This window comes from Enterobacillus tribolii, assembly GCF_003363015.1.
Taxonomy (GTDB): domain Bacteria; phylum Pseudomonadota; class Gammaproteobacteria; order Enterobacterales; family Enterobacteriaceae; genus Enterobacillus; species Enterobacillus tribolii.
Genome location: NZ_QRAP01000003.1, coordinates 249,966 through 273,886, shown reverse-complemented (window position 1 = coordinate 273,886; position 23,921 = coordinate 249,966). Strand labels below are relative to the sequence as shown.

The 23,921-nt window shown below is 56.1% G+C and carries 20 protein-coding genes; 9 read left to right on the top strand and 11 right to left on the bottom strand.

Annotation, left to right across the window (positions count from 1 at the left end):
- Positions 1 to 54 precede the first annotated feature (54 nt).
- The 4 genes from C8D90_RS08615 to C8D90_RS08600 form a co-directional block, all read right to left on the bottom strand.
- Positions 55 to 1,443 carry an SLC13 family permease gene (locus tag C8D90_RS08615; protein ID WP_115458035.1) on the bottom strand — a complete coding sequence of 463 codons (1,389 nt, stop codon included), beginning with the start codon at positions 1,441 to 1,443 and terminating at the stop codon, positions 55 to 57.
- Positions 1,444 to 1,734: 291 nt separating this feature from the next.
- Positions 1,735 to 2,454: a molybdate ABC transporter substrate-binding protein gene (gene modA / locus C8D90_RS08610; RefSeq protein ID WP_115458034.1), complete on the bottom strand. Its 720-nt coding sequence runs from the start codon at positions 2,452 to 2,454 to the stop codon at positions 1,735 to 1,737.
- Positions 2,454 to 3,497, bottom strand: coding sequence for an ABC transporter substrate-binding protein (locus tag C8D90_RS08605; RefSeq protein WP_115458033.1), 1,044 nt, complete (start codon positions 3,495 to 3,497; stop codon positions 2,454 to 2,456). Before C8D90_RS08605 ends, modA begins: the two co-directional genes overlap by 1 nt.
- A gap of 172 nt (positions 3,498 to 3,669) precedes the next feature.
- Positions 3,670 to 4,065: a VOC family protein gene (locus C8D90_RS08600; protein WP_115458032.1), complete on the bottom strand. Its 396-nt coding sequence runs from the start codon at positions 4,063 to 4,065 to the stop codon at positions 3,670 to 3,672.
- Between the two features lie 327 nt (positions 4,066 to 4,392).
- Between C8D90_RS08600 and C8D90_RS08595 the strand changes: the two genes are divergently transcribed.
- Genes C8D90_RS08595 through C8D90_RS08585 form a run of 3 tightly spaced genes read left to right on the top strand, consistent with a single transcriptional unit; the run spans position 4,393 to position 6,731 of the window.
- Positions 4,393 to 5,139 carry a nucleoside recognition domain-containing protein gene (locus C8D90_RS08595; RefSeq protein ID WP_115458031.1) on the top strand — a complete coding sequence of 249 codons (747 nt, stop codon included), beginning with the start codon at positions 4,393 to 4,395 and terminating at the stop codon, positions 5,137 to 5,139.
- Positions 5,139 to 5,603, top strand: coding sequence for a YjiG family protein (locus C8D90_RS08590; protein WP_115458030.1), 465 nt, complete (start codon positions 5,139 to 5,141; stop codon positions 5,601 to 5,603). Before C8D90_RS08595 ends, C8D90_RS08590 begins: the two co-directional genes overlap by 1 nt.
- 15 nt (positions 5,604 to 5,618) lie before the next feature.
- A complete protein-coding gene (locus C8D90_RS08585; protein WP_115458029.1) occupies positions 5,619 to 6,731 on the top strand; it encodes a M20 family metallopeptidase in 1,113 nt (370 codons plus the stop codon).
- Positions 6,732 to 6,755: 24 nt separating this feature from the next.
- Here the strand turns inward: C8D90_RS08585 and C8D90_RS08580 are convergent, their stop codons facing one another.
- Both C8D90_RS08580 and C8D90_RS08575 read right to left on the bottom strand, forming a co-directional pair.
- The gene (locus C8D90_RS08580; RefSeq protein WP_115458028.1) at positions 6,756 to 7,769 is read right to left on the bottom strand and encodes an MBL fold metallo-hydrolase; all 1,014 of its coding nucleotides are present in this window, start codon (positions 7,767 to 7,769) and stop codon (positions 6,756 to 6,758) included.
- A gap of 214 nt (positions 7,770 to 7,983) precedes the next feature.
- Entirely contained in the window at positions 7,984 to 8,724 is a 741-nt protein-coding gene (locus C8D90_RS08575; RefSeq protein WP_115458027.1) for a GntR family transcriptional regulator, read from the bottom strand.
- 242 nt (positions 8,725 to 8,966) lie between these two features.
- Here C8D90_RS08575 and C8D90_RS08570 point away from each other — a divergent pair, with 242 nt between their 5' ends.
- Positions 8,967 to 10,319: a class-II fumarase/aspartase family protein gene (locus tag C8D90_RS08570; protein WP_115458026.1), complete on the top strand. Its 1,353-nt coding sequence runs from the start codon at positions 8,967 to 8,969 to the stop codon at positions 10,317 to 10,319.
- A gap of 41 nt (positions 10,320 to 10,360) precedes the next feature.
- A complete protein-coding gene (locus C8D90_RS08565) occupies positions 10,361 to 11,782 on the top strand; it encodes a DASS family sodium-coupled anion symporter (RefSeq protein ID WP_115458025.1) in 1,422 nt (473 codons plus the stop codon).
- A gap of 331 nt (positions 11,783 to 12,113) precedes the next feature.
- Here the strand turns inward: C8D90_RS08565 and C8D90_RS22390 are convergent, their stop codons facing one another.
- The 5 genes from C8D90_RS22390 to C8D90_RS08545 form a co-directional block, all read right to left on the bottom strand.
- A complete protein-coding gene (locus C8D90_RS22390; RefSeq protein ID WP_260503013.1) occupies positions 12,114 to 12,242 on the bottom strand; it encodes a hypothetical protein in 129 nt (42 codons plus the stop codon).
- A gap of 54 nt (positions 12,243 to 12,296) precedes the next feature.
- Complete coding sequence (pdxY, locus tag C8D90_RS08560; protein ID WP_115458024.1) at positions 12,297 to 13,154, bottom strand: pyridoxal kinase PdxY; 858 nt, start codon at positions 13,152 to 13,154, stop codon at positions 12,297 to 12,299.
- 21 nt (positions 13,155 to 13,175) lie between these two features.
- Complete coding sequence (locus tag C8D90_RS08555) at positions 13,176 to 14,438, bottom strand: aromatic amino acid transporter (RefSeq protein ID WP_115458023.1); 1,263 nt, start codon at positions 14,436 to 14,438, stop codon at positions 13,176 to 13,178.
- A 127-nt stretch (positions 14,439 to 14,565) separates the two neighbouring features.
- On the bottom strand, positions 14,566 to 15,936 hold the full coding sequence (locus C8D90_RS08550) for a tyrosine phenol-lyase (RefSeq protein ID WP_115458189.1): 1,371 nt from the start codon (positions 15,934 to 15,936) through the stop codon (positions 14,566 to 14,568).
- A gap of 1,118 nt (positions 15,937 to 17,054) precedes the next feature.
- Positions 17,055 to 18,713, bottom strand: coding sequence for an ATP-binding cassette domain-containing protein (locus tag C8D90_RS08545; RefSeq protein WP_115458022.1), 1,659 nt, complete (start codon positions 18,711 to 18,713; stop codon positions 17,055 to 17,057).
- Positions 18,714 to 18,924: 211 nt separating this feature from the next.
- Between C8D90_RS08545 and C8D90_RS08540 the strand changes: the two genes are divergently transcribed.
- From C8D90_RS08540 to tynA, 4 genes are all read left to right on the top strand, one after another.
- Positions 18,925 to 19,509, top strand: coding sequence for a GrpB family protein (locus tag C8D90_RS08540; protein ID WP_115458021.1), 585 nt, complete (start codon positions 18,925 to 18,927; stop codon positions 19,507 to 19,509).
- On the top strand, positions 19,506 to 20,132 hold the full coding sequence (locus C8D90_RS08535) for a uracil-DNA glycosylase family protein (protein ID WP_115458020.1): 627 nt from the start codon (positions 19,506 to 19,508) through the stop codon (positions 20,130 to 20,132). The genes C8D90_RS08540 and C8D90_RS08535 overlap by 4 nt, the downstream gene beginning before the upstream one ends.
- Before the next feature lie 177 nt (positions 20,133 to 20,309).
- On the top strand, positions 20,310 to 21,224 hold the full coding sequence (gene feaR, locus C8D90_RS08530; protein WP_115458188.1) for a transcriptional regulator FeaR: 915 nt from the start codon (positions 20,310 to 20,312) through the stop codon (positions 21,222 to 21,224).
- A 214-nt stretch (positions 21,225 to 21,438) separates the two neighbouring features.
- Positions 21,439 to 23,715, top strand: a complete 2,277-nt coding sequence (gene tynA / locus C8D90_RS08525; protein WP_115458019.1) for a primary-amine oxidase — start codon at positions 21,439 to 21,441, stop codon at positions 23,713 to 23,715.
- Positions 23,716 to 23,921: the final 206 nt, after the last annotated feature.

The following is a 23,921-nucleotide window of genomic DNA, read 5'->3' as shown; positions in this document are numbered from 1 at the left end:
CTCTGCGGAAATGCGTAAAAAATCCGGAATCAGGAAACTGATTCCGGATTATCTTTATACCCAAAACAGCATACTGAACCCGGTCAGAATGATGATGCAGGCGATATTCAGGTACATCCCCACCTTCATCATTTCCCGCTGCTTAATATGCCCGGTGGCAAACACGATGGCATTGGGCGGCGTCGCGACCGGCAGCATAAAGGCGCACGATGCCGCGATGGCGATCAGTACGGCCAGAATGACCGGCGACAGGCCGAACGCTTCCGCTACGCCGGCGAAGACGGGAATTAACAACGCCGCGCTGGCCGTGTTACTGGCGAACTCCGTCAGGAAGACCACGAACGTGGCGATAACCAGAATCACGACGAAAATCCCCATGTCGGCAACCATCGCGCTGATCTGATTCGCCAGGAACAGGCTGGTTCCCGTCTCTTTCAGCACGTTGCTCAGGCAGATGCCGCCGCCGAACAGCAGCAATACGCCCCAGTCCGCGGTTTTTTCCACGTCTTTCCAGTGCACCACGCGGGCAAAGTTCACCAGTATGATTGCACACAGCGCTACGATGGTATCGAACGCCTTAAAGCCACCCAGCATTGCGTTGATCGGGCTGCTGAAAATCCAGAAGAAGACCGTCGTCCCGAAAATGCCGAGCGTGACGACTTTTCCTTTGTCCCATTTTACGGGCTGGTGGTTCAGCTCAAACTCGCCTTTCAAATCGGGCTTAAAGACCACATACAGAATAATGACAGCCACGGGTAACAACACGATGGTTGCCGGCAGGCCGAACTTCATCCATTCCACGAAGGTCAGCCCCACTTCCGCCGCCGCGATGGCGTTCGGCGGGCTGCCGACGATGGTGGCGATACCGCCGATGCTGGCGCTGTAGGCGATGCCCAGCAGAACGAAAACATATGTGGAGTGGCTGCTTTTACTGTCGACTTTACTCAGCACGCCCAGTACCAACGGCATCATCATGGCTGCGGTCGCCGTATTACTTATCCACATTGAAAGCGCGGCGGTAACGCCGAACAGCATGAAAATCGCCATACTCAGCTTACCGCGCGCCAGTACCAGCACTTTATCGGCAATGACTTTATCCAGCCCCTGCGTATGCATTGCCGCAGCGAGCGCAAACCCGCCCAGAAAGAGGAAAATCGTCGAGTTGGCAAAGTTATTCAATGCCGCCTGAGTGCTGAATACGTCAAGCAGTACCGCCATGACAGGAACGATAATTGCCGTTACCGTGACGTGCAGGGCCTCCGTCAGCCACAGTATGGCAATGAAGATCAGCATACTCAGCCCCAATACGATTTTCGGTTCATAGGGCAGGGTGTTGTACAGCACAATGAAGAGGATGATATCCAATAAAATAATGAGGCTGTTGCGGCTGAAAAACCATTCTTTGGTGTTGATGGGCAAAGGGGCAAGATCGTTTTTATTCATCTGATGTCCTTTTTCTAATCATTTTTGTGAATAGGATAATTACATGTATAAGGTAAAGAGTCCCAACCTCATGTGATAAAAGTGTTATCAATGTCAAATAATTGAAAATCAAAATATTCTTAAGAAGAGTAAATAAAGCATTTACTTTAATAAGATGAGGGTGGCAAAAATAACGAATGAAATAACGCGAGCGGAATAATCGCGTTATGGAAGGAGAAGCTAATAGGTTATTAAGTTAAACCAGAAGGAATATATAACGGATATATCTCTTCGTCTTAAGCCTAAGAATGATCAGTATTTATATCGCCCGAATCCATAGTGCTGCAATATGTCAGCCGCGCTCTCTGAACGCAGGAATTCTCCCAGTATTTCGCCCTGCGGGCTGCAAACTGCGGCGGTATAGCGGGCCATTACGTTCAGGGATTGCGGAATATCATAGACCACGAGATCGGCCCTTTGCCGCAGGCGCGGAGCATAGCTGGCGTAGCCGATGAACATATCCGTCTGCCCGCTGTGAATCAGCCAGGCGGCGGCCATCTCACCCTGCGGAATCGCCGGGCTCTCTGGCCCGCCGACCAGGCATTCGGCCTTCTGCTTAAGCGTCCTGCCCAGCCCTGGGCGTTGTTTTTCCAGGTTGTCAAAGAATTGCCAGGCATAATCCCCGCCGGGATCGCTGCCCGGCGTGGAGGTCGCCAGTCGTAGCCCCGTATTATCCAGCAGCGACAACCAGTCGTCATGTGCTGTTGCTGCGTGGGCGGCGACCGTCAGGCAAAGCTGATTGCTGGCGAAGGGAAAGTTGCGCCGGGCGCGCCCCGCCGCCGTTAACGCAGCCGGATGCGCGGCGTTGGCGGAAGCGAAAAGGTCGCAGTGCTCACCGGCTTCAATGCGCCGGCGCAGCAGCCCGGCAGGGCCGAACTGCGTCGTGACCTCAACGCCGCTGTGCGTCTGAAAAAGCGCCGTTAACGGCGCCCAGACCCGGCGCAAACTGCCTGCGGCCAGTACGTGCAGCATCAGTCGCCCCCCTGATACCGGGTACGATAAAAGCGCTGATACCAACGATCGGCTTCTTGTTGCATATCGATATCGCTGAATTTTTCCGGATACAGCTTTTTCGCCATCCACAGCTCCCCTAAACCAATGGCTTCCGGCATCGGATAACCCCAGGCCTTGGCGTATTCCGGCATCAGCCAGACCCGGTGGTTTTTAACCGCGTCGATGGTCTGCCATTGCGGCCCGGCGGTGATTTCATTCACCACCTGCGGGTAACGATCCTGAACAAAAATCACCTGCGGATCCCAGGCGATGACCTGTTCCATCGCGACCTGTTTAAACCCTTTTACCGTTGCCGCCGCGACGTTCAGCGCGCCCGCGTGCGCCATCATCAGCCCGGTATACTTTCCGGACCCGTAGGTGGTCAGCTCCGGGTTTGCCATATAGGCCCGCACCCGTTGCTGGTTGCTCAGGGAATTCAGGCGGTCGGCGACGCGCTGACGCCCGGCAAACGCGGCATCTGTCAGCGCTTTCGCCTCTTCCGGCTTATTGATAATGTCGCCAATCAGCGCAATCCCTTCCCTCAGCCCCTGGTTATAAGCCTGCTCTTCATCAGCCATGCCCGGATTAACTTTTGCCTTTTCTCCCGGCTGGTCGTGGCGCAGCGAGATGGCAATGACCGGAATGCCCAGCCCGCTGATTTTATCGATCATCTCCTGAGGCGCGTAGTTGGTGACGAACACCACCTGTGGCTTCAGCGCGACCAGGCTTTCGGCATCGACGTGGGTCAGATCGCCGAGGGTCGCTTTTCCGTTCAGTTCCGGGACCAGGCGCGCATAGTTATCGCCCAACTGCTGCTTCCAGTTCGCCAGAATACCGACGATTTTGTCCGTAGCGTTCATCTGCACCAGCAGGTTCAGGGTTTGATGCTGCAGCACGACGACGCGATCGACCTTATCGGGAACGGTGACCGTACGGCCGAGCTGATCGGTTACCTGCCGATCGGCAAGGCTGGAAAAAGAGAACAACAGCGTGAGTGCGGCAAGGAAACGTAATGATTTCATGAGCAGTCCTTTTTTCGATATAAACTCAATTATATAGCGATTGGTGTGATGAAAAACAGGCGTTAGCGCCCGAACTTCCGCGGCAGGGAAAAAAGAGTGAATGTCAAAGAAGAATGCCGGACCGGCAGCGATAGAAAAGACTTAACGGGCGCCGTCAGACGCCCGTGGAAAATCAGGCATTCTGATAAAGATCCCAGCGGTTTCCGTAAATATCTTCGAAAACGACAACCATGCCGTATTCTTCCTGGCGCGGTTCTTCACAGAAATGCACGCCTTTCGCTTTCATCTGATGGTAATCACGCCAGAAGTCGTCCGTTTGCAGGAAAAGGAACACCCGGCCGCCGCACTGATTGCCGATAAAACCCTGCTGCCGCTCGTTTGAGGCCCGTGCCAGCAGTAAATTACAATCGCTTTCCGGGTTCGGCGTGACGACAACCCAGCGCTTCCCCGGCTGCGGTGTATCTTCAACCAGCGTAAAGCCCAATTTATTCGTGTAGTAATCAATCGCGCGATCATAATCATCGACAACAATGGCGACATATCCCATGCATCTCTTTTGCGTTCTCAAACCACGGCTCCTTATGTATTGAAATAATAATTAGTCGCTTAAACATTCAATTGGATTATTTATCACGAAATAAGCCGCGTTATAACAGCACGATGCAAATTGATTTTTATTTTCGACAGACTGTATTTTTTTGCGTTTTATTTCGTTTTTACCGAGGTATTAGATCGGTATTTTCGTGCTTGGCTGTGCTGGATATCCGATTTTTAGCTCATGGCCTAAATAGCTAACGCTTTTATTGACCGGGGTCATTTATGCCGAAAAGTGATTACTTAATAGTCCTAATCAGATTCACAAATTGTCACATATTGGTATTAAGGATAATGATCTATGAGTAGTCCAGTCCCTCCCAGTGCGCTGCCCCACGAGCAACGCGTCGGCATCGGTGCTTACATCGCCCTGCTTTTTGCTATGGTGTTCTTTTCTGGCCTGCTCGGCGGAAAAGAGTGGTATGGCGTGTTCGATTTTACCACCCTTAACGGCGCATTCGGCAAGGTTGTCAGCGGCGTGAGCGGTGGCGGCAGTGAAGCTGTGAACGCTGCGACCAGCACCTTCCGCGGTAAAGGCGGTTCCGGCGCGATGGACGGCTTTCTGTTTGCCTTCGGCCTGATCCCGGCGGTGATGTTCGCATTGGGCATGATCAACGTGCTTGAGCACTACGGCGCCCTGAATGCCGCGCGTAAACTGCTTACGCCGCTGCTGCGCCCGCTGCTGGGCATCCCCGGCTCTGCCGGCCTGGCAATGATCGGCAGCCTGCAAAGTACCGACGTCGGCGCCTCCCTGACGCGCAACCTGTCCGATGAAGGGCAGCTCAATGAAAACGAACGTGATGTGTTCACCATGTTCCAGTTTTCCGCCGGCGCGATGATCACCAACTTCTTCTCCTCCGGCGCCATCCTGTTCACGCTGATCGCCGCCGACGGCACGCCGGCGGTACCGGCCTCCATCGGCCTGTGTATCGCGATAATGTTCGTCATGAAGATTTTCGGCGCCAATATCATGCGCCTGTTTTTACGCATGGGATCACGCAAGAACAGCGGGGAAGAAGCCCGCGATAAAGCACAGGGAGAAGCCTAATGTCCGCACCTACTTCTAATCCGATGATCACCGACATCTTTGTCGCTGGCGCGCGCAAAGGCTGGAATATCGCCACCACCAGTACGCTGCCTAACGTGCTGATGGCGTTCGTGTTGATCAAGGCGCTGGAAATCACCGGCGCGCTCAAAGGGCTGGCGCTGGTGTTCGGCCCGCTGATGGGGCTGTTTGGCCTGCCGGGCGAGGCCGCGGCCGTATTGATCGGCGGCTGGATGTCGATGGGCGGCGGCGTCGGTGTGGCGGTGGCGCTGTTTGACCAGGGCATTCTCACCGGCACCCACCTGGCGATTCTGGCGCCGGCTATCTACCTGATGGGCTCCCAGATCCAATACGCCGGCCGCATTCTCGGTGTTGTCGGAACCGCCGCCAAACGTATTCCGCTGATGATCGGGATTTCCGTCATCAATGCTTTTATCGCGATGCTGCTTATGCGCGTGATTCTCTAACGACGGGGAAAACAGATGCAACTGGAACATTATCTTGATGAATTGCGCAGCGTGGTAAACGTTGACTGCGGTACACAAACCATTGCCGGCGTAGCCAAGGTCGCGGCGACGTTCGCCCGGCTTTACCAGCAAGAGGGTTGGCACGTCGAGCAGGTTGATTTGGGCGACAAGGTCGGGCCGGGGGTTTTCGTCACCAATCACCCTAATGCCGAGAGTTATGACGTCCTGCTGGTCGGCCATCTGGATACCGTTTTCCCGCCGGGCACCGCCGCCGAGCGTCCGATGAGCCTGGCCGAAGGCCGTGCCCACGGGCCGGGCGTGTCAGACATGAAAAGCGGCCTGCTCAATATCCTGTGGGCGCTGCGTGATCTGAGCGATGCGGATAAGCAGCGCCTGCGTATCGCCGTTGCGATGAACCCGGATGAAGAAACCGGTTCGGTTCATTCTCATGCCTGGATTGGCGAGCTGGCTAAACGCAGCAACTGCGTGCTGGTGTGCGAAGCCGCGCGGGCAGATGGCTCGCTGGTGAAGGCCCGTAAAGGGATGGCGCGTTATCGTCTGCGTTTCCAGGGCGTCGCCGCCCATGCGGGCAACGATCCGGAGAGAGGGCGTTCGGCGATTACCGCGCTGGCGCATGCGGTGATTGCGGTGAATGCGCTGGCGGATATGAGTAAGGGCACGACCCTGAACGTCGGCGTCATCAGCGGCGGCGATGCGGCCAACATCGTGGCCGACCATGCGGAAGCCGTGGTGGATCTGCGCTTCTGGGACAACGACGAATACCGGCGCGTGAATCAGGCGCTGACCGAGCGCTGCGGGCAGCCGTTCCTGGACGGTGTAAGCTGCGATCTGGCGCAGGAAGCCCATACGCCGGCCATGTCGCCGTCTGCCGATACCGAGGCGCTGATGGCCCGCGTTGAGCAGGCCGGGCACGAGGAGGGCGTTAACGTCACCTGGCAGGCCGTCGGCGGCGGTTCGGACGCCAACCATACTGCGGCGCTGGGCGTACCTTCGCTGGATGGCTTCGGGCCTATCGGCGCGAACTTCCACAGCCCGGCGGAATACCTGGTTCTTGACAGCATTGAGCCGCGTATCCGCCTGCTGCGCCGGGTGATCAGCAACCTGTAATTCACCGTTCGCGCCGTTGGTCCGTCAGTTCTTTTGGGGCAGCGGCGCGTATTCTACGGGAACCCAGGCGTAGCCCTTGTCCTCTTGGCGTACGTGCCCGATGCCCGGGAAGGGCAGATGGGCGCCGCCGATCAGCCATTTCCCTTTTGCCGCCTCAGCAAACACCGCTTTTCTGGTTTCCACCGCTTTCTGGCTGTCGGAGTCATACTCGATGGCGACCTCAGGCCGTGCGAACTGCACGGAGTGGGAATGCACGATATCGCCCCAAATCAACATCTTGTTCTGGCCGGAATGCAGCATCAGGGAGGTGTGGCCGGGAGTATGCCCCGGAGTGGGGACGGTATTGATGCCGGGCAGTATGGCGTCGCCGTTGTTAAAGGTACGGAAGGCATTTTTGGCGGCGTAGGGCGCGATGGCGTCCTGGGCGGTTTTAAAGGAGGCGCGATGCGCTTCTGGCGCTGCGGCCATTGCCTGCGCGCTGAGCCAGAAATCGCTTTCGCCCTGAGACGCCATCACCGTGGCATTGGGGAAAACCGCTTTGCCTTCTGCTACCAGGCCGCAGATATGGTCGGGATGCATGTGGGTTAACAAGACGGTTTTCACTGCTTCCGGCGCGTAGCCCGCCGCGCGGATATTGTTGAGTATGTTGCCGGTCGTCGGGCCGAAGCAACTGGCGGCGCCGCTGTCGATCAGCACCAGGTCTTTGCCATTGTCGACCAGAAAAGCGTTCACTGCGGTTTGCACGCCGTCTTTTCCCGTTACCTGAAACATTCGCTGGAACAGGGCTTCAGCATCTTTGGCCTCTATGCCTTTCAGCAAGGTCGGGGAGATATTGACGAAACCATCATAGACGGCCGTTACCGTAAAATCGCCGACGGCATAGCGGTAGTAACCCGGAACCTGCGTTTGCTGTTGTTGCTGTTGTTGCTGTTGTTGCTGCGACGGCGCGGCCAGCGCAGAGAGCGGCAGCGCCGTAGCCGCGATGCCGGCGGAGGCTAAGGCCAGACAGGCGGCGATGGTTTTTTTGCGAATGTTCATCCTGTTCTCCAGAGTTCATATTACGGAATGGGCGTAATAGATAGGGATATAACGATGTCAAAGATAAGTATTTTTATGACGGAAAAAGCAACGCCTTAACGATATGGCAGGCAAGGACGGACGGGAAGGTCAGATATTCCGGAAACGCTTATCCCCGGCATATTTCCGGGGATAAAAAACGGGGGTGGCAGAATTATTTGTCAGGGCCGGTCGATCATATCCGGTTTGATGGCTGGCGTTTCAGCACGATTGAGCAGGTATAGCGATCCGCCGGGTGAATGGACACCGTGGTTTCAAACGTTTCGCCGTGCCGGTCGAGATAGCGGCGCACAATCCTTAAGGCGGGCGATCCCGGTTCCACGCCCAGCGCCCTGGCAAGCCGGGCCGGCATACCCACGGCGGAGATGGTTTGCCGGACTTCCTCGCTGTGAATGCCGTAATGTTTTTCAATCAGATCGCTGATTAACGCATAAGGCTCGCTGCGTACCAACTGACGCACCTTGGCAAAGCCGGGGCTGACGTAGCTGTCCGTCCAGCAGATAGGCATGTCGGGGCGGTGCGCATCTTCACGGATGCTGGCGATGTGCAGCCAGCGCGCGCCCGGCGCGCCGCCGATGGTGAGGGCGAGCGCATCGTCGGCGACGATTTCGTCAATCTTCTTCACTACCCGCAGATTGTTTTCGGCCAGCACCAGCAGATCTTCCAGATAGGCCAGAGGGTGATTCAGCCGCCCCTCTTCCGGTATCTCGGCCACGATGGTGCCGATGCCTTTATGGCGGGAGATTAAGCCCCGCTCGGTCAGATCCCGCATCGCTTCACGTATCGTGTGGCGGCTCACCTGATAGTGCTCGCACAGCTCCATTTCCGGCGGCAGCAGAGAGCCGGCCGGATACTGGCCGGAAACGATCCCCTGGAACAGCTCATCGGCGATTTGCTGGTACAACGACTTTTTCATAGGTCACGTTCTTCACAAATGATAACGATCCGCGTCACAAAACCGCGCTAAAACGCGTTGCTTTAAATGTACGGACATTATAGCTTAGCAATAAGCCAAATGTACGGACATTTGAATTTGTTCGGACATTAAGTCGTTCCCGCGCCGCCGTATGATGGCGTTATTCCGCGAGTTCTTTCCGGCGCAGGTACGGATTAAGTCCGGCGTAGTTTATCACCAATCTTATATCGTAAGGGGTAATTATGGCTTCCACCGTTATTGATTCCGTCCTGTTCCGCGACTCTTTCGGCACGCCGGGGATGCGCGCCATTTTTGAAGATCATGCGCTGATCCGTAAATACGTCGAGGTTGAAATCGCGCTGGCGAAGGCGGAAGCCCGCTGCGGCGTGATACCTCAGGAAGCGGCGGACGAGATTGCCGAAAAGTGTACCGCCGATACGCTCGATTTTGACCTGCTGCGCCATGAAACCGAGATCGTTGGCTATCCGATCCTGCCGCTGGTGCATCAGATCTCCAAACAGGCCGGGGCGTCCGGCGGATACGTTCACTGGGGCGCGACCACGCAGGACATCATGGACACCGCCGTTGTGCTGCAAATCCGTGATGCTTTTGATTTGATTGAGGCGGACATCCGCGAGCTGCGCCGTATTCTGGCCGATCTGGCCCGCCGCTATCGCGACACGCCGATGGCGGGAAGAACGCATTTACAGCAGGCGCTGCCGATCACCTTCGGCTACAAGGCGGCGATTTGGCTGGATATGTTCGACCGCCACGCCGAGCGCCTGGCGCAGGCCCGTCCGCGCGTGCTGGTGGGGGAGTTCGCCGGCGCTGCGGGAACGCTGGCGTCGCTTGGCGACAAAGGTCTGGCGGTGCAGAAAGCGATGATGGAGGAACTGGGGCTGGGCATACCGGTTTCCACCTGGCACGTTGCCCGCGACGGCTTTGCCGAGGCGGTAAACCTGCTGGCGGTAATCACCGGTTCACTGGGCAAAATCGCTTATGACGTCATGCTGCTGGCCGCGAACGAATTCGGCGAACTGTATGAACCGTTCGTGAAAGGCCGCGGCGCCAGCAGCACCATGCCGCAGAAGCGTAACCCGATTTCCAGCGAGCTGATGCTGGCCTGCGCCAAAGGCGTGCGTCAACACGCCGGGCTGATGCTGGACGCGATGGTGCAGGATCTCGAACGCGCCACGGGGCCGTGGCATGCGGAGTGGATCGCGATTCCCGAAAGCTTCGTGCTCAGCGCCGGGGCGTTGTTCCAGGCCAAATTTATGCTCAGCGGCTTGATCGTGGATGAAGCCGCAATGGCCAGAAACCTCGATCTGACCAAAGGTCTGATCGTTGCCGAAGCCGTCATGATGGGGCTGGCTCCCTACATCGGCCGGCAGGACGCCCACGACGTGGTGTATGACGCCTGCCGCATCGTCAATGAACAGGGCGGGCGTCTCGCTGATGTGCTGAACGCCATGCCGGCAGTTTCCCGGCGCCTTGACCCCGCGCTTATCGAACGCCTGACCGATCCGGCCAACTACCTGGGCATCGCGCCCCAAATGGTGGACCAGGTGCTGGAAAGCTCGGCGCAGCGGGGCTGAGCGACAAGGATGACGCAACGTGCGTAATTAAGGAGACGAACATGTCATCAGAGCCATCCAATAAGAAAAGGGCGATCGCCACGGCGATCCCCCTGCTGCTGGGCGTCGCCATCTGGTTCTCTCCGGTACCGGAGGGGCTGACGCCGCAAGCCTGGCATATGTTTGCCATTTTTGCGGCGACGATCGCGGCGATTCTGACTCAACCGTTGCCGTCGGGGGCCGTCATGCTGGTGGCCCTGTGCGTGGCGATATTCACCGGGACGCTGAAGGAGGCCAAAGCATTGTCCGGTTTTGCCAGCGGCACCGTTTGGTTGATCTTTTGCGCTTATATTTTGTCCCTGGGGTTCGTCACCTCAGGGCTGGGGAAACGCATTGCCTATAAAATGCTGTCGCTGTTCGGCGGCAGCAGCCTGGGCATCGCCTATTCGCTGGGCGTGTCCGACCTGATTATGGCGCCGGCGATGCCGTCAGTGACCGCCCGCTCCGGGGGGATCATTTTCCCGATCGCGCGCTCCATTAATTCGGTGCTCGGCTCATCGCCGGGGGAGTCCGGGAAAAAAATCGGTGACTTTCTTACCATGGTCTGCTTCCAGTTTACCCCGATCACCGGCGCGATCTTTCTCACCGGTATGGCGGCCAACCCGCTGATTGGCAGCCTGGCGAAAACCTCGCTGGGCGTGGAGATCACCTGGGGTGGCTGGTTTGTGGCGGCGGTGGTACCGGCGATGGCCTGCTTCTGCCTGATGCCGCTGCTGGTTTACCGGATCATCAATCCCGAGCTGAAGAAAACGCCTGAAGCGAAGGAGATGGGGCGCCACTCCCTGGCCGAACTTGGCCCGATGACGCTCACGGAGAAAAAAGTTGCCATCGGCTTTGCCCTGGCGCTGCTGGGCTGGGGCACCAGCCTGATTACCGGGCTGTCGGCGACCGCTGTCGGCCTGGGACTGGCGGCCTATCTGTTCGCGGTGCGCGCCGTAGACTGGAAAGCGTTGCTCAATGACCACGCGGCATGGGATACGGTGATCTGGTTCGGCGTCATCATCAGCCTGGCGGGCGGCTTGTCCGACTTAGGTTTTATTTCCTGGATGACGGAAAAACTGGGCGGCTCGATTCATGGCTTCGGCGCGATGCAAACATTTGTGATCCTCGGGGTGTTGTATATCTACGTGCACTATCTGTTTGCCACTGCATCGGGGCACGTCGCGGCGCTGTACGCACCGTTCGCCGCCGTCGCGATTGCCGCAGGCGCGCCGCCGATGATGGTCGCCATCTGCTTCGGGATCTTCAGTAATCTGATGTGGGGAAATACCGAGTATGGCGGCGGGCCGGGGCCGATCTACTTTGCGCAGGGCTATTTCGAACGCCCCCGCTTCTACCGGATTAACTTCTGCGTGGTAACGATGAACGTCATTGTGACATTCACCGTAGGTTTCCTGTGGTGGAAGATACTGGGGTTGTACTAAACGGCGATGACCGCCTTAATAACATCAATTAGCAGAAACTGAAACAGAGGAAGCGGGAATCGATCCCGCTTCTTTCTTTAGCGCTGTCCGGCGGACATTCCGCATTGGAAAATTAGCTTTCCGGCAATGCCGGCGCGGTGAAGAAGGAATAACGCGGGGCTTGCGGCCGCGTTTAGAAAGCGTACAATATGTGACATACATCACATAAAACGCAAGAGGCTGTACCATGTCATTCTGGGATAATTTGATGAAAAAAATCGACGAGTTTGCCGAGCTGATCCCGGTGCGCTTTTTCTGATAACTCGTCAGCGCAATGCAAAGAGGCCTGTTTTTACGGGCCTTTTGCTTTTTGAGGTTTCCGTTTGCGCAGCCCCAGCATATACAGAATGCGCAGCCTGATCCGCAGCAGGGTGAAGTTATGCACCAGCGGATGCTGGGGGATCAGCAACGATAAAAACATAAAAGCCTCCCCGCAGTGAATGGCCCCTGCCGCTTACCGGCAGAGGCGCGATCGTTACAGTTCTTCGGCGAAATACTGGATTTCCGGCGCCATAATTTGGTGCCTGGCGTCGATCATGCAGAGTTCGTAAGACTCCTTTTGCCAGGTCTGCCGCATTACCGCGTCGGCGGCGCTGGTGGTGAACTCCAGCGCGGCTTTGTCGCTCATCCCGTTCAGCAGACAGCCCAGCAGCAGCGCGCAGGTCAAATCTCCCACGCCGACCGGATAGCGGCTGAACGGGTAGAGCGGCCGGGCGGTATGCAAGACTTTATCCCGCGTCACCAGCAGCATTTCGAACGCGTTTTTGTCGCGGGCGCAGGCGCCCAGATGTTTGACCAACACTTTTCCGACGCCGCGCGCGATTAACGTCCGGGCTGCCTCAATCACGTCATCGAGGCGGGAAAGCGTCCTGCCGGTCAGCATCCCCAGCTCATACAGGTTCGGCCCCATGACATCGGCGAGGGCCACGGCTTCATTGAGGAAAAACGTTTCCACGCCGTCGGCGACGATGCAGCCTTTGGCCGGATGACTCATCACCGGATCGCAGAAATAGAGCGCCCGCGGATTGTGCCGCCTGACCTGCTCAATCGCGTGAACGATTTCTGCGCACTGGCGTTTGTCCCCCAGGTAGCCGGACAGAATGGCGTCGCACTCCGGTAACTTCTGAATGTTATCCAGTCCGGTGATCACGTCCGTCAGCTGCCCGGCCGGCAGGGCCATGCCCGTCCACTGGCGGTACTGCGTGTGGTTGGAAAACTGCACGGTGTAAAACGGCCAGACATCGATTCCCAATAACTGCATCGGGAACACTGCGGCTTTATTTCCGGCATAGCCGTAAACCACGCCGGACTGAATCGATAATACGTTCTTCATCGTTTTTCCCGTTCCGTTTAATTATTTGAACGTTGGCAGCCAGCCCAGCACGTCCAGAATCACCGTGAGGTACACGATAAATCCGCAGACGATGATCAGGTTCAGCACCAGGTTATTGCAGGGGGCGGTATAGAGTGCGCTGCTGTACCGTTTTCTGGCGCTTTTGACCAAAAACGGCGGCAGAATGACGCTCCAGATGGTGAAGGCCAGCCCTGCGTAGCCGATGGCATACACAAATCCGTTTGGGTAAAAGAAGCAGACCACGGCCGGCGGCAGGTAGGTGACCACCGCCGTTTTGAACCGTCCCACCCGGTCGTTCGGGAAGTTAAACAGGTCGGCGATGTAGTCAAATAACCCCAGCGTTGCCGCCAGCAGGGAGCTTGCCACCGCGAAGTTGCCGAAGAACGTCAGGATCAGGCCCATGTGCTTGCTGGCGAAGATCCCGCCGATGGCTTCAACGAATACGTCGATGTTGCCGCCTTTGGCGATAATCGGGGAGAACTCCGCCCGGCTGATGTTGCCCATCGTTACGGCGAGCCAGAAGATGTACAGCAACACGGCGAAGGCGGTGCCGATGATGATCGACAGCGTGATTTTCCGCACATTGTTTTTACCATACAGTTTCACCAGACTGGGGACGTTGCCGTGGAAACCGAATGAGATAATGCAGAAGGGCAGCGTCATCAGAACGTAAGGCAGGTAGCTGGTGCCTTGCAGGGCGACCGAGGCGGAGTCCAGCAGCTTGGCGATTTCAATATGGCTGACCATGCCGGAGAACGTGGCGAAGAAGGCGATAAACTTCCCGAAAATCAAAACGGTCGTGATGCGCCCGACCCACAGGGAACTGTACCAGGCGATGACCCCGACCAACATACTGACCACGATGACCGCCAGGCTGGAGGAGAAGGAGTACCCCGCGTACTTCATTACCGTTTGGGAAAGCACCGCCGAGGAACCGGAAATATAGGCGTAGGTGAGAATGTAAAGCACGAAACCGAAAGCGATTCCCACCAATAAATTCCATTTCTTACCCAGTAATTCCAGGGTGAAGGTATTAAAACTTGCTCCCGGCTCAAAATGCAGGTTGACCTCAACCAGCATCAGTCCGGTTAATAACATCATCAGGGCAATCAAAATAAGAATAATTGTTGCCCCGGTGAACCAAACACCCGCCATGGCAATTGGCAGGGAAAACATGCCGCCGCCGACCACGGTGGCAATGACCAGCATCGCGCCGTTGGTTAACCCGGGCGACTTATTTTGGCCTGAAATATGAATACCCATAATAAAGCTTCCTGTATAAAGTCTATTTCATGTACAGCATTCATAGTGAATTTCATGTTTTTTACTGACGGTTCTTCTGTTTTCTGACGAAAAAAAGCCCCATTAAAAATGGGGCCGGAATATAAAATTAAATATATTCGAAACGGGCGGTAAAGAAGCGCAGTTGCTTGGGCTCATAAACGAACTGCAGGCCGCGGATATCTTCTTTATGCTTATAGAGCTTAATAATGCCGTCGGCGACGAGATCCATATGCGCGTAAGTATAAACACGGCGCGGAATGGTCAGACGCACGGTTTCCAGCTTCGGACGGTGGTGGTCGCCGGTTTCTTTATTACGCCCTGCGGAGATGATGCCGCGCTCCATGCTGCGTACGCCGGTTTCAACGTAGATGCTGGCCGCCAGGCTCTGCGCCGGGAACTGATCCTGCGTCAGATGCTCGCAGAAACGACGGGCGTCAAGGAAGACCGCGTGGCCGCCGACCGGCTCTACGATAGGTATGCCGGCGTTTTTCAGCTTCTCGCCCAGGTAACGTACCTGCTTGATGCGGTGTTCGATATATTCAAACTGCATCGCTTCACGCAGGCCGATCGCCATGGCTTCCATATCGCGCCCGGCCAGGCCGCCGTAGGACGGCATGCCTTCATACACCACAACCAGCTCACGTGCGGCGGAGAACATCTCGTCGTCGTTCATGCACAGGAAGCCGCCGATGTTCACCAGGCAGTCTTTCTTACCGCTCATGGTGCAGCCGTCGGCATAGCTGAACATCTCGTGGACGATTTCTTTGATCGTCTTGTTCTCGAAGCCTTTTTCCTGCTCTTTGATGAAGTAGGCGTTTTCAACGCAGCGGGTGGCGTCATAGAACACTTTGATGCCGTGTTTTTTGGTCAGCTCGCGCACCGCACGCATGTTTTCCATGGACACCGGCTGGCCGCCGGCCAGGTTAACCGTTACCGCCAGGCAGATGTACGCGATATTCTGCGCGCCTTTCTCTTCGATCAGTTTTTCCAGTTTCTTCAGATCGATATTCCCTTTGAACGGGACTTCCAGCGTTGCGTCGTGGGCTTCATCGCGCACGATATCAATAAAGGTGGCGCCGTTCTTTTCCTGATGGAAACGGGTCGTGGTGAAATACATGTTCCCTGCGACATACTGGCCGGGTTTAATCGCCAGCTGGGATAACAGGTTTTCTGCGCCGCGCCCCTGGTGGGTCGGAACAATATGTTTAAAGCCGAACAGTTCGCGTACCGTCGCTTCAAGGTGATAAAAGTTTTCGCTGCCGGCGTAGGCTTCGTCGCCGATCATCATACCGGCCCATTGCTTGTCGCTCATGGCGTTGGTGCCGCTGTCGGTCAGCAGATCAATATAGACATCTTTTGAATTTAACAGGAATGTATTATATCCGGCTTCCTGCATTTTCTTTATCCGCTCTTCACGCGGAATCATTGAAACAGTTTCTACGCTTTTAATACGGAACGGTTCTGCTGGATACATCATGATTAAATCTCCAATTCGGTGATGGTGATAACTTGATAATTTAAACAACAGAATATCGGCTTGCCTGTATAAACGGGCAAAGAAACAGATTTCTTTAATTTCCTGCTTTATTAAAAGTCCAAAAATATGGCTCGGAGGCATCATGCGATAAACGATTAATTATTGGAATAGCTCCCGGAGATAAAAAATATGGCGTAAATAAGGTAAGTGTAAAACGCGTGATTAGCCTCACACGCTTTTATATAAATGTATAAATATCAACATATTGCCGATGTTGATTATTTGTTAATTAAAAAGGGATGATAAACGTAAAATCGATTTTAATTATCAGGCTAACGATGTGCCCTTGCTTTTTTAAAAGAAAAAAAGGTTATAAATCATGATGTAAATATAAACTGTGGCGCGGGGTTCAGATGAGCAATAACTTGCTGAAACGATAACGGTGGGAATAATATACCGATCACGCTTTGGCAGATTAGATTTACATATTTTCTATTCATATTCTTATTGCCAATATCTGCATTTACCCTCAATACAAATTATTTTTTACCATTCTCCCGCGATTATCCTGGGTGGTAAGGTCGCGGCTAAACTGCGTGGAAAGTGTCGCTGCGAGTAAAAGAAACTTTTTCCTTTCTTATGGTGGTCGTCCATACCATCAAGCGGAATTAATCAATGAAAGCAATGGGGACAGTATGTGCTCTACCTGCATCATTGAGACTGTAATCACGTTTTTTTATTTTGGTTTATGGTTGGCAACAGAATTGTGTACACATAAGTTTACATGGCAAAATACCGGTATTCCGGCTTGCTGAAAATCATAGAAAATCCATTTTATATTAATGTGTTAGATGCTTTCGGGTGAAGCGGCATCTGAATGATATCACCTCCTGATTTCCTGAATGACATCGGAGTTGCAAAGAAGTGTGATGCTGAGCAGGGCGTAAGAGAGAATCAGCGAAATATGATAAACATATAAGAAACAATTTCGATCATTATTTATTACATAAATAACAATTTATGAATGAGGGAAGCATGACGACATCGGAAAATCTGTCTGCATCGCCCCCCTTTTCCGGGGATAACCCCGGGCTGTTATCAAGCCTTATTACATACTGTCATCCTGAAACCGGTTCAAGGCGCCAACCGCCGGGTCCGATGTGCAACCGGTGCGTCAGCGCCAGCGCATTCAAAAAATGCGTGTCATGAGATACCACCATCAGCGCGCCGGGATAGGCGATAAGCGCATGTTCCAGCGCCTCCAGTGCAGGCAGGTCAAGATGATTGCCCGGTTCGTCAAGCAGCAATAGCTGAGCCGGTTCGCTCCCCCACAGGGCGCAGGCTAATGCCGCCTTCATACGCTCGCCTCCGCTGTAATGGGCTGAAGGGCGGGTAACGGTGTCGGCCGCCAGCCCGAGCTGCGCAAGGCGGGTGCGCAGCTCGCTTTCCGTAAGCGGGGAATTCAGCCGGCTCAGGGCCTGCAATACGCTCAGCGCCGCGGGGAGATAAGCGCTGGCGTTTTGATCAATCCTGGCGCAGCGGACGCCGGTTTCGCAACGGCCGTGCACCGGACGCAACTCTCCGGCCACGAGGTCCAGAAACGTGCTTTTCCCTGCGCCGTTCGGCCCCGTGATGCCGATGCGCACCGGGCCGTTCAGGCACAGATCCAGGGCAGGAAATGACGGCGGATGGCAGGGAAGACGAAGCCGTTCACAGGTCAGCACGCGGCGGTTAGCCGGAACGTGGCTTTGGGGCAGAGCCAGTACGACGCCCGTATCCGGCAACAGGCGGGAGAATGTTTCCCGTACTTCGTTATCCAGGTTTTGCCGCTGCTGTTCCCGTTTCTGCGTTTCCCGCCCGTCGTAGGCTTGCGCGCCGTCTTTTCTGCGCCCTTTGGTCAATCCGTCGAGGTTGGCCTGCGAACCCTGCCGCTGGTTGTGGGCATGGCGGCGTTGCTGGGCGTCGTGCGCCGCACTCCGTTCGCGGGAAGCCCGTTTACGTTCGGCCCGCAGATGATCCAGCTCCGCGCTGATTGCCGCCTGCTGCTGGCGTACGGCCGACTGCCAGGACGCATAGTTGCCGCCGTGGCGGGCAAGCCGCTCCGCTTGCAGGGCGACGGTAACCGGAATCTGCTCCAGCAGCGCCCGGTCGTGACTGATCGTGATGATATGCCCCGGCCAGCGCTGAAGCTGGTTGCTCAGCCACGTACGCGCTCCGGCATCAAGGTGGTTACTGGGTTCATCCAGTAATAAGCCGTCAGCGCCGGACAGGAATGCCCCGGCCAACGCGATGCGGGTCCGCTCTCCGCCGCTGAGGCGCGCCAGCGGGGATTGCGCATGCAGGCCGGATAAACCCGCCGCCGCCAGCGCCTCCGCGGCGTGTTCACGCAGCTGCCAGCGGCCGTCAAGGGCGTCGATGTCGCCGTCCTCCGGTTCCCCGCGTTCCACCCGTTCCAGCGCGCGGAACCAGGGCGCCAGCCCCAGCAGATCGATCACCTGTGCTCCGGCGGGCAAGCCGGCTTCAGGTTGCTGGCGAACGTAATACCATCTGCCGTGCCGCTCCACGCGCCCGGCGCTGGGCGTGCGCAGGCCCATCAGTAATTCTCCCAGCAGCGTTTTGCCTGAGCCATTTGGCCCGACGATGGCATAGCGGAGTTCGTAAAAAGCAAAGGATGAGGGATGCAAAATGCACCGCCCGTCAGGAAGCGTTAATGCGGCCTGATGCAGGTGAATGGAGATTTCGGATGAAGATGAAGCGGATGCGGCAAATGGCGCCATGAGTGCCCCCAATAATGATGCATGCCATAACACGGCCGCGGCGCTAAGCGCGGGCCAATCGTCAACGTATGGGCATCATTTGTTCATTTGGGTGGGGCACTCCTGTATAAGCTCGGAAAACTAACGGACTATAAAGTGCATGTGTCGTTATCGTCAAGAAATTGAACAAACTTTATACTGTTTCGGCGCAGGGTGAATCACGGAGGCGACAATGGATGAAGCAAAGATTCTGGGAGCAATGAGCACGGCGGAGTTGGGAAAGCTGTTTCCCGTGACGCTGAGCGGCCATGATGAGGCGTGGGTGAGCGTATTCCGGCGTGAGGCGAACGTGCTGGCTCCTGTTTTGCGGGGGTATGAGGCTGCGGTCCACCACGTCGGCAGCACGTCGATTCCCGGCATCGTTGCCAAGCCTATCATTGATATCCTGGTGGAGATCAAAGCCTGCCGCGACGAAAAGGCGTTGATTGACGGCATTGTGGCGACGGGATATTTCTACACCCCACAGCAGGGGCACCCGGAAAGGCTGCATCTGATGTTCGTTAAAGGCTATTCGCTGCAGGGCATGACGTTTCCGGGCGTTCATCTGCATATCCGCCGCTGGGGCGATCGTGATGAGGTGTTGTTTCGTGACTATCTTCTGCGCCATGATGAGGCGCGGCGTGAGTACGCCGCGCTGAAAACCGGGCTGGCCGAACGTTTCCATTACGATCGCGAAGCCTATACGGCAGGGAAATCGGCGTTTGTCCGGCGGATTGTCGATCTGGCTGCGGCGGAACAAGAAGATGAGGCGTCATGAATATCAGGGAAAGCCTGGCTCCGTTTATTACCGAAACTTTTGATGCGCAGGCGGCGGAGATACTCGCCTACTTACCGGCATTTCCTGTCGATCCCGGCCACATCAGGGCCGTCATCATCAATGAAACGGTGGCCGCGCAACCGGCGCTCGACTTTTACGGTGATGCCGCTTCCCCCTATCAGGTATCACTGCTTTCCCTGTTTCATCTGGCCGGCGCGGCGGTAAATTCGCTGGAAGACATCACCGCCGGCGGCATCTATTTAACCAGCGTACTGAAGTGCCCCAAAACGTGCCAGACGCCAGGTTCTGCGGAGGTTGAACGCTATGTTCCGCTGTTGCGGCGCGAGCTGGCGCTGTTTCCGTCATTGCAGGCCGTCATGCTGGCGGGTGATGTGGCAAGAAAGGCATTCAATATGCTGGCGAAAAGCGAAACCGGCAAAAATGCCCTGCCTGCGGTTTCAACCTACAAATTGCGCCATTGCGAACTTTTCTGGCAGGGCATCCGTTTGTTGCCTGCCTACATCATGACGGGCGACAACCTGAAGATAGAGAAATCCAAATCCACGATGTGCGCTGAGGAGTTGGCCAAGCTGATGCGGCTCCTTGGCGGGGAGTCACGCTGAGCCCGGTTGCTTTACGCGGTATGTGATCTCTCTCGCCGTTTTCCTCTCTCAGTTAAAAATTGAGTTAAATTTAGGTTAATTTATTGTGAATTAACCTTGGGCTAATTCACCCTTGTCCGCAAGCGGCCTGCGGGAAGCCTGAAAAACCGAACGCCGGCTCCGGCGGTGGGAGAGATGATGACAATGTCAGTACCGCACAGGGATGCCCGCTTTGAGGAATGGATTAATAAGATCAACCGTGCCTGCGGGCGGTTTTGCGCCGCCACGCTGGGCGATCACTTCAGCGGCGACGTTCAGGAGTGCCGGACGCACGCGCTGCGTATGAGCGTCGTGGATATCCGCCAGACCCGCCTGTACCGTACCGTGCGTGAAGTCGCGCAAAGCGACGACGGGCACTACTTCACGGTTTTTCAGCTTGGCGGACAGGCGGTGATGGAGCAGGGGAACCACCGCGCCGTGATGCAGCCGGGCGACGTTACCCTGATTGACGCCGCACGCCCCAGCAACTTCATTTTCAGCACCGGTTCCCGCCAGATCTCCCTGTTACTTCCGCGCCGTTGCCTGGAGCAAACGCCGGGTAACGGCACGCCGGTATGTGCTCTGCGTCTGCCCGCAGAAATGAGCGTGGTGAAGCTGGGCCGGCAGTTGATAACGGAGAGCCTGCGTAATCCGGGGCTGAGCCGCCCGGAGAGCGAGGCCGTGCTGGAGGCCGTCGCCAGCCTGCTCAGGCCGGCGGTGATGAATCACTGCGACGGGGAAAACCTGCATGACCGGGCATTCCGGCGCGCCGTTGAACTGATTGATAAACATATTCAGGCCGACACGCTTTCCCCGGCATGGGTTGCCGGAGAGATCGGCGTTTCGCTGCGCGGCCTGTACCGCATGTTTGCCCGCCAGGGGCTGGTGGTGGCGCAGTACATCCGCAACCGTCGTCTTGACCTGTGCGCTCAGTCGTTAAGAACGTCATCCGGGCGGCAAAAAATGTCCACCGTCGGCTATGCCTGGGGCTTTATCGATTACAGCCACTTCTCCCGCGCATTCAAGACCCGCTTCGGGGTTTCGCCCAGCGAATACCGTAAACAATATGGCTGAAACATGGCTAAAACGCGCGGCCCGGCCATGACTTCGCCCGTTGCCGTGAAATTGGCACGGATGACAAAAGGATTGGCAAACACAACAAAACAACGCTGCGGCGTGCTTGGTAATGTTTTAACCAAACGGATCGGAAATCCGTTCTTCAGTCGACCGCGTTGGGATACGTGCCGTTAGATTTGTGGCGAGGTGAATAATCGTGTTACGAAAGATAATGACTAAAAAACGTCTGCCCGCAGCGATTGCGCTGGCCGCCGGTATGATGGCTTCCGTTGGCTGGGTGCCTGCCGCCGGGGCGCACGGCGCGGCCGTGCATAGGGTGCCGATGGAGAAAACCCTGACGGACTTCGGCGCCACCGTGCAGTGGGATGACTATGCCCGTATGTTTACCATCATTAAAGACGGCGCGTACGTTAAGGTGAAGCCCGATGCCCATGAGGCCATCGTAAACGGCAAGCCGCTGAAACTTCAGGCGCCGGTGATTCTGAAAGGGAAAACGGCCTATATTTACGACGAATTTATCAATGATGTTTTCCAGTCCGGTCTGGATCAGACGTTCGCCGTGGAGCAGCGTGCGCATCCGCTTAACCCCCTGAGCGCGGATGAGATCAAGACCGCCGTGGAGGTGGTGAAGGCGTCCGGCAAGCTGCCCGGCGCGCTGCGTTTCACCGAAATTTCCCTGCGCGAGCCGCCGAAGGAGCAGGTGTGGAATTTCGTGCTCAAGGGCGGGGCGGTTAGCGCGCCGCGTCAGGCGGACGTTACGTTGCTTGACGGTATCCACGTGGTTGAAGGCGTCGTGGATCTGAAAGACAAAAAACTGGTGTCCTGGACGCCGCTGAAAGATGCACAGGGCATGGTGGTGCTGGATGATTTCACCAGCGTGCAGTCCATCATCAACGCCAGCCAGGAATATGCGGCGGTGCTGAAGAAACGCGGTATTCAGGATCCGACGAAAGTCATTACGACGCCGCTGACGGTCGGTTACTTCGACGGCAAAGACGGGCTGACGCAGGATCAGCGCCTGCTGAAAGTCGTGAGCTACCTGGATGTCGGCGACGGCAACTACTGGGCGCATCCGATTGAAAACCTGGTAGCGGTGGTCGATCTGCAACAGAAGAAAATCATCAAGATAGAAGAAGGTCAGGTTATTCCGGTGCCGATGGCGCCGAGGCCCTACGACGGGCGCGATCGCACGGCGGCGCGGGTTAAGCCTCTGGACATCATCGAGCCGGAAGGCAAGAACTACACCATCACCGGCCATACGCTTCACTGGCAAAACTGGGATTTCCACCTGCGGCTGAACTCACGCGTGGGGCCTATTATCTCCACGGTCACCTATAACGATCGCGGCAAAAAGCGTCAGGTGATGTATGAGGGTTCGCTGGGCGGCATGATTGTGCCGTACGGCGATCCGGATATCGGCTGGTACTTCAAGGCGTATCTGGATGCCGGCGACTACGGGATGGGAACGCTGACTTCGCCCATCGCCCTGGGTAAAGACGCGCCGGAGAATGCGGTACTGCTGGATGAAACCATCGCCGACTACACCGGCACGCCTACCACCATTCCGCGCGCCATTGCCATTTTCGAACGCTATGCCGGGCCGGAATATAAGCATCAGGAGATGGGGCAACCCAACGTCAGCACCGAGCGGCGCGAGCTGGTGGTGCGCTGGATCAGCACGGTGGGGAACTACGATTACATCTTCGACTGGGTTTTCCATGACAACGGCGTAATCGGTATCGACGCCGGCGCCACCGGTATTGAAGCCGTCAAAGGCGTGAAGGCACGCACCATGCAGGACCCGACGGCGAAAGAGGATACCCGCTACGGCACCCTGATCGATCACAATATCGTCGGCACCACGCACCAGCATATCTACAACTTCCGGCTGGATATGGACGTGGATGGTGAGAACAACAGCCTGGTAGAAGTGAACCCGGACGTGAAGCCTAACGATCGCGGCGGCCCGCGCACCAGTACCATGCAGGTGGATCAGGTGAACGTGGATACCGAGCAGCAGGCGGCGCAGAAATTCGATCCCTCCACCATTCGCTTGCTGAGTAATACCAACCGGCTGAACCGGATGGGGAACCCGGTTTCTTACCAGCTTATTCCGTACGCCGGTGGTACGCATCCCATCGCCAAAGGCGCCAACTTCGGCAAGGATGAGTGGATTTACCATCGCCTGAGCTTTATGGATCGCCAGCTGTGGATTACCCGTTACAACCCGGATGAACGCTATCCGGAAGGGAAGTACCCCAACCGTTCAATACATGACACCGGCCTGGGGCAATACGTTACCGATAATCAGTCCATCAGCAATACGGATAACGTTGTTTGGCTGACCACCGGCACCACGCACGTAGCGCGGGCGGAAGAGTGGCCGATTATGCCGACGGAGTGGGTGCATGCGTTGCTTAAACCGTGGAATTTCTTTGATGAAACGCCGACGCTGGGCCCCCGCGGGCAGCGTAAAAGTGATAAGTGATTTCCGGTGACATAATGCCATCACGCTAAGCTCCCGGCAGCATGCCGGGAACTTAGCACAGCATTTTATAGCGATGTGATTACCCATCGGTAATAATAAATATTGCTAATGATTTTTTCCGTCATTCAAAAACACTCCCTGCCTTGATTTCTGCATTCACGATCCGGCAATTTTTTTGTGATCAAGATCATTATTTCCCCGCTGGG

Coding starts and splice junctions, on each gene's coding strand:
- C8D90_RS08615 (WP_115458035.1), bottom strand. CDS start 1,443: ATGAATAAAAACGATCTTGCCCCTTTGCCCATCAACACCAAAGAATGG.
- modA (WP_115458034.1), bottom strand. CDS start 2,454: ATGCTGCACGTACTGGCCGCAGGCAGTTTGCGCCGGGTCTGGGCGCCG.
- C8D90_RS08605 (WP_115458033.1), bottom strand. CDS start 3,497: ATGAAATCATTACGTTTCCTTGCCGCACTCACGCTGTTGTTCTCTTTT.
- C8D90_RS08595 (WP_115458031.1), top strand. CDS start 4,393: ATGAGTAGTCCAGTCCCTCCCAGTGCGCTGCCCCACGAGCAACGCGTC.
- C8D90_RS08590 (WP_115458030.1), top strand. CDS start 5,139: ATGTCCGCACCTACTTCTAATCCGATGATCACCGACATCTTTGTCGCT.
- C8D90_RS08585 (WP_115458029.1), top strand. CDS start 5,619: ATGCAACTGGAACATTATCTTGATGAATTGCGCAGCGTGGTAAACGTT.
- C8D90_RS08580 (WP_115458028.1), bottom strand. CDS start 7,769: ATGAACATTCGCAAAAAAACCATCGCCGCCTGTCTGGCCTTAGCCTCC.
- C8D90_RS08575 (WP_115458027.1), bottom strand. CDS start 8,724: ATGAAAAAGTCGTTGTACCAGCAAATCGCCGATGAGCTGTTCCAGGGG.
- C8D90_RS08570 (WP_115458026.1), top strand. CDS start 8,967: ATGGCTTCCACCGTTATTGATTCCGTCCTGTTCCGCGACTCTTTCGGC.
- C8D90_RS08565 (WP_115458025.1), top strand. CDS start 10,361: ATGTCATCAGAGCCATCCAATAAGAAAAGGGCGATCGCCACGGCGATC.
- C8D90_RS22390 (WP_260503013.1), bottom strand. CDS start 12,242: ATGTTTTTATCGTTGCTGATCCCCCAGCATCCGCTGGTGCATAACTTC.
- pdxY (WP_115458024.1), bottom strand. CDS start 13,154: ATGAAGAACGTATTATCGATTCAGTCCGGCGTGGTTTACGGCTATGCC.
- C8D90_RS08555 (WP_115458023.1), bottom strand. CDS start 14,438: ATGGGTATTCATATTTCAGGCCAAAATAAGTCGCCCGGGTTAACCAAC.
- C8D90_RS08550 (WP_115458189.1), bottom strand. CDS start 15,936: ATGATGTATCCAGCAGAACCGTTCCGTATTAAAAGCGTAGAAACTGTT.
- C8D90_RS08545 (WP_115458022.1), bottom strand. CDS start 18,713: ATGGCGCCATTTGCCGCATCCGCTTCATCTTCATCCGAAATCTCCATT.
- C8D90_RS08540 (WP_115458021.1), top strand. CDS start 18,925: ATGGATGAAGCAAAGATTCTGGGAGCAATGAGCACGGCGGAGTTGGGA.
- C8D90_RS08535 (WP_115458020.1), top strand. CDS start 19,506: ATGAATATCAGGGAAAGCCTGGCTCCGTTTATTACCGAAACTTTTGAT.
- feaR (WP_115458188.1), top strand. CDS start 20,310: ATGACAATGTCAGTACCGCACAGGGATGCCCGCTTTGAGGAATGGATT.
- tynA (WP_115458019.1), top strand. CDS start 21,439: ATGACTAAAAAACGTCTGCCCGCAGCGATTGCGCTGGCCGCCGGTATG.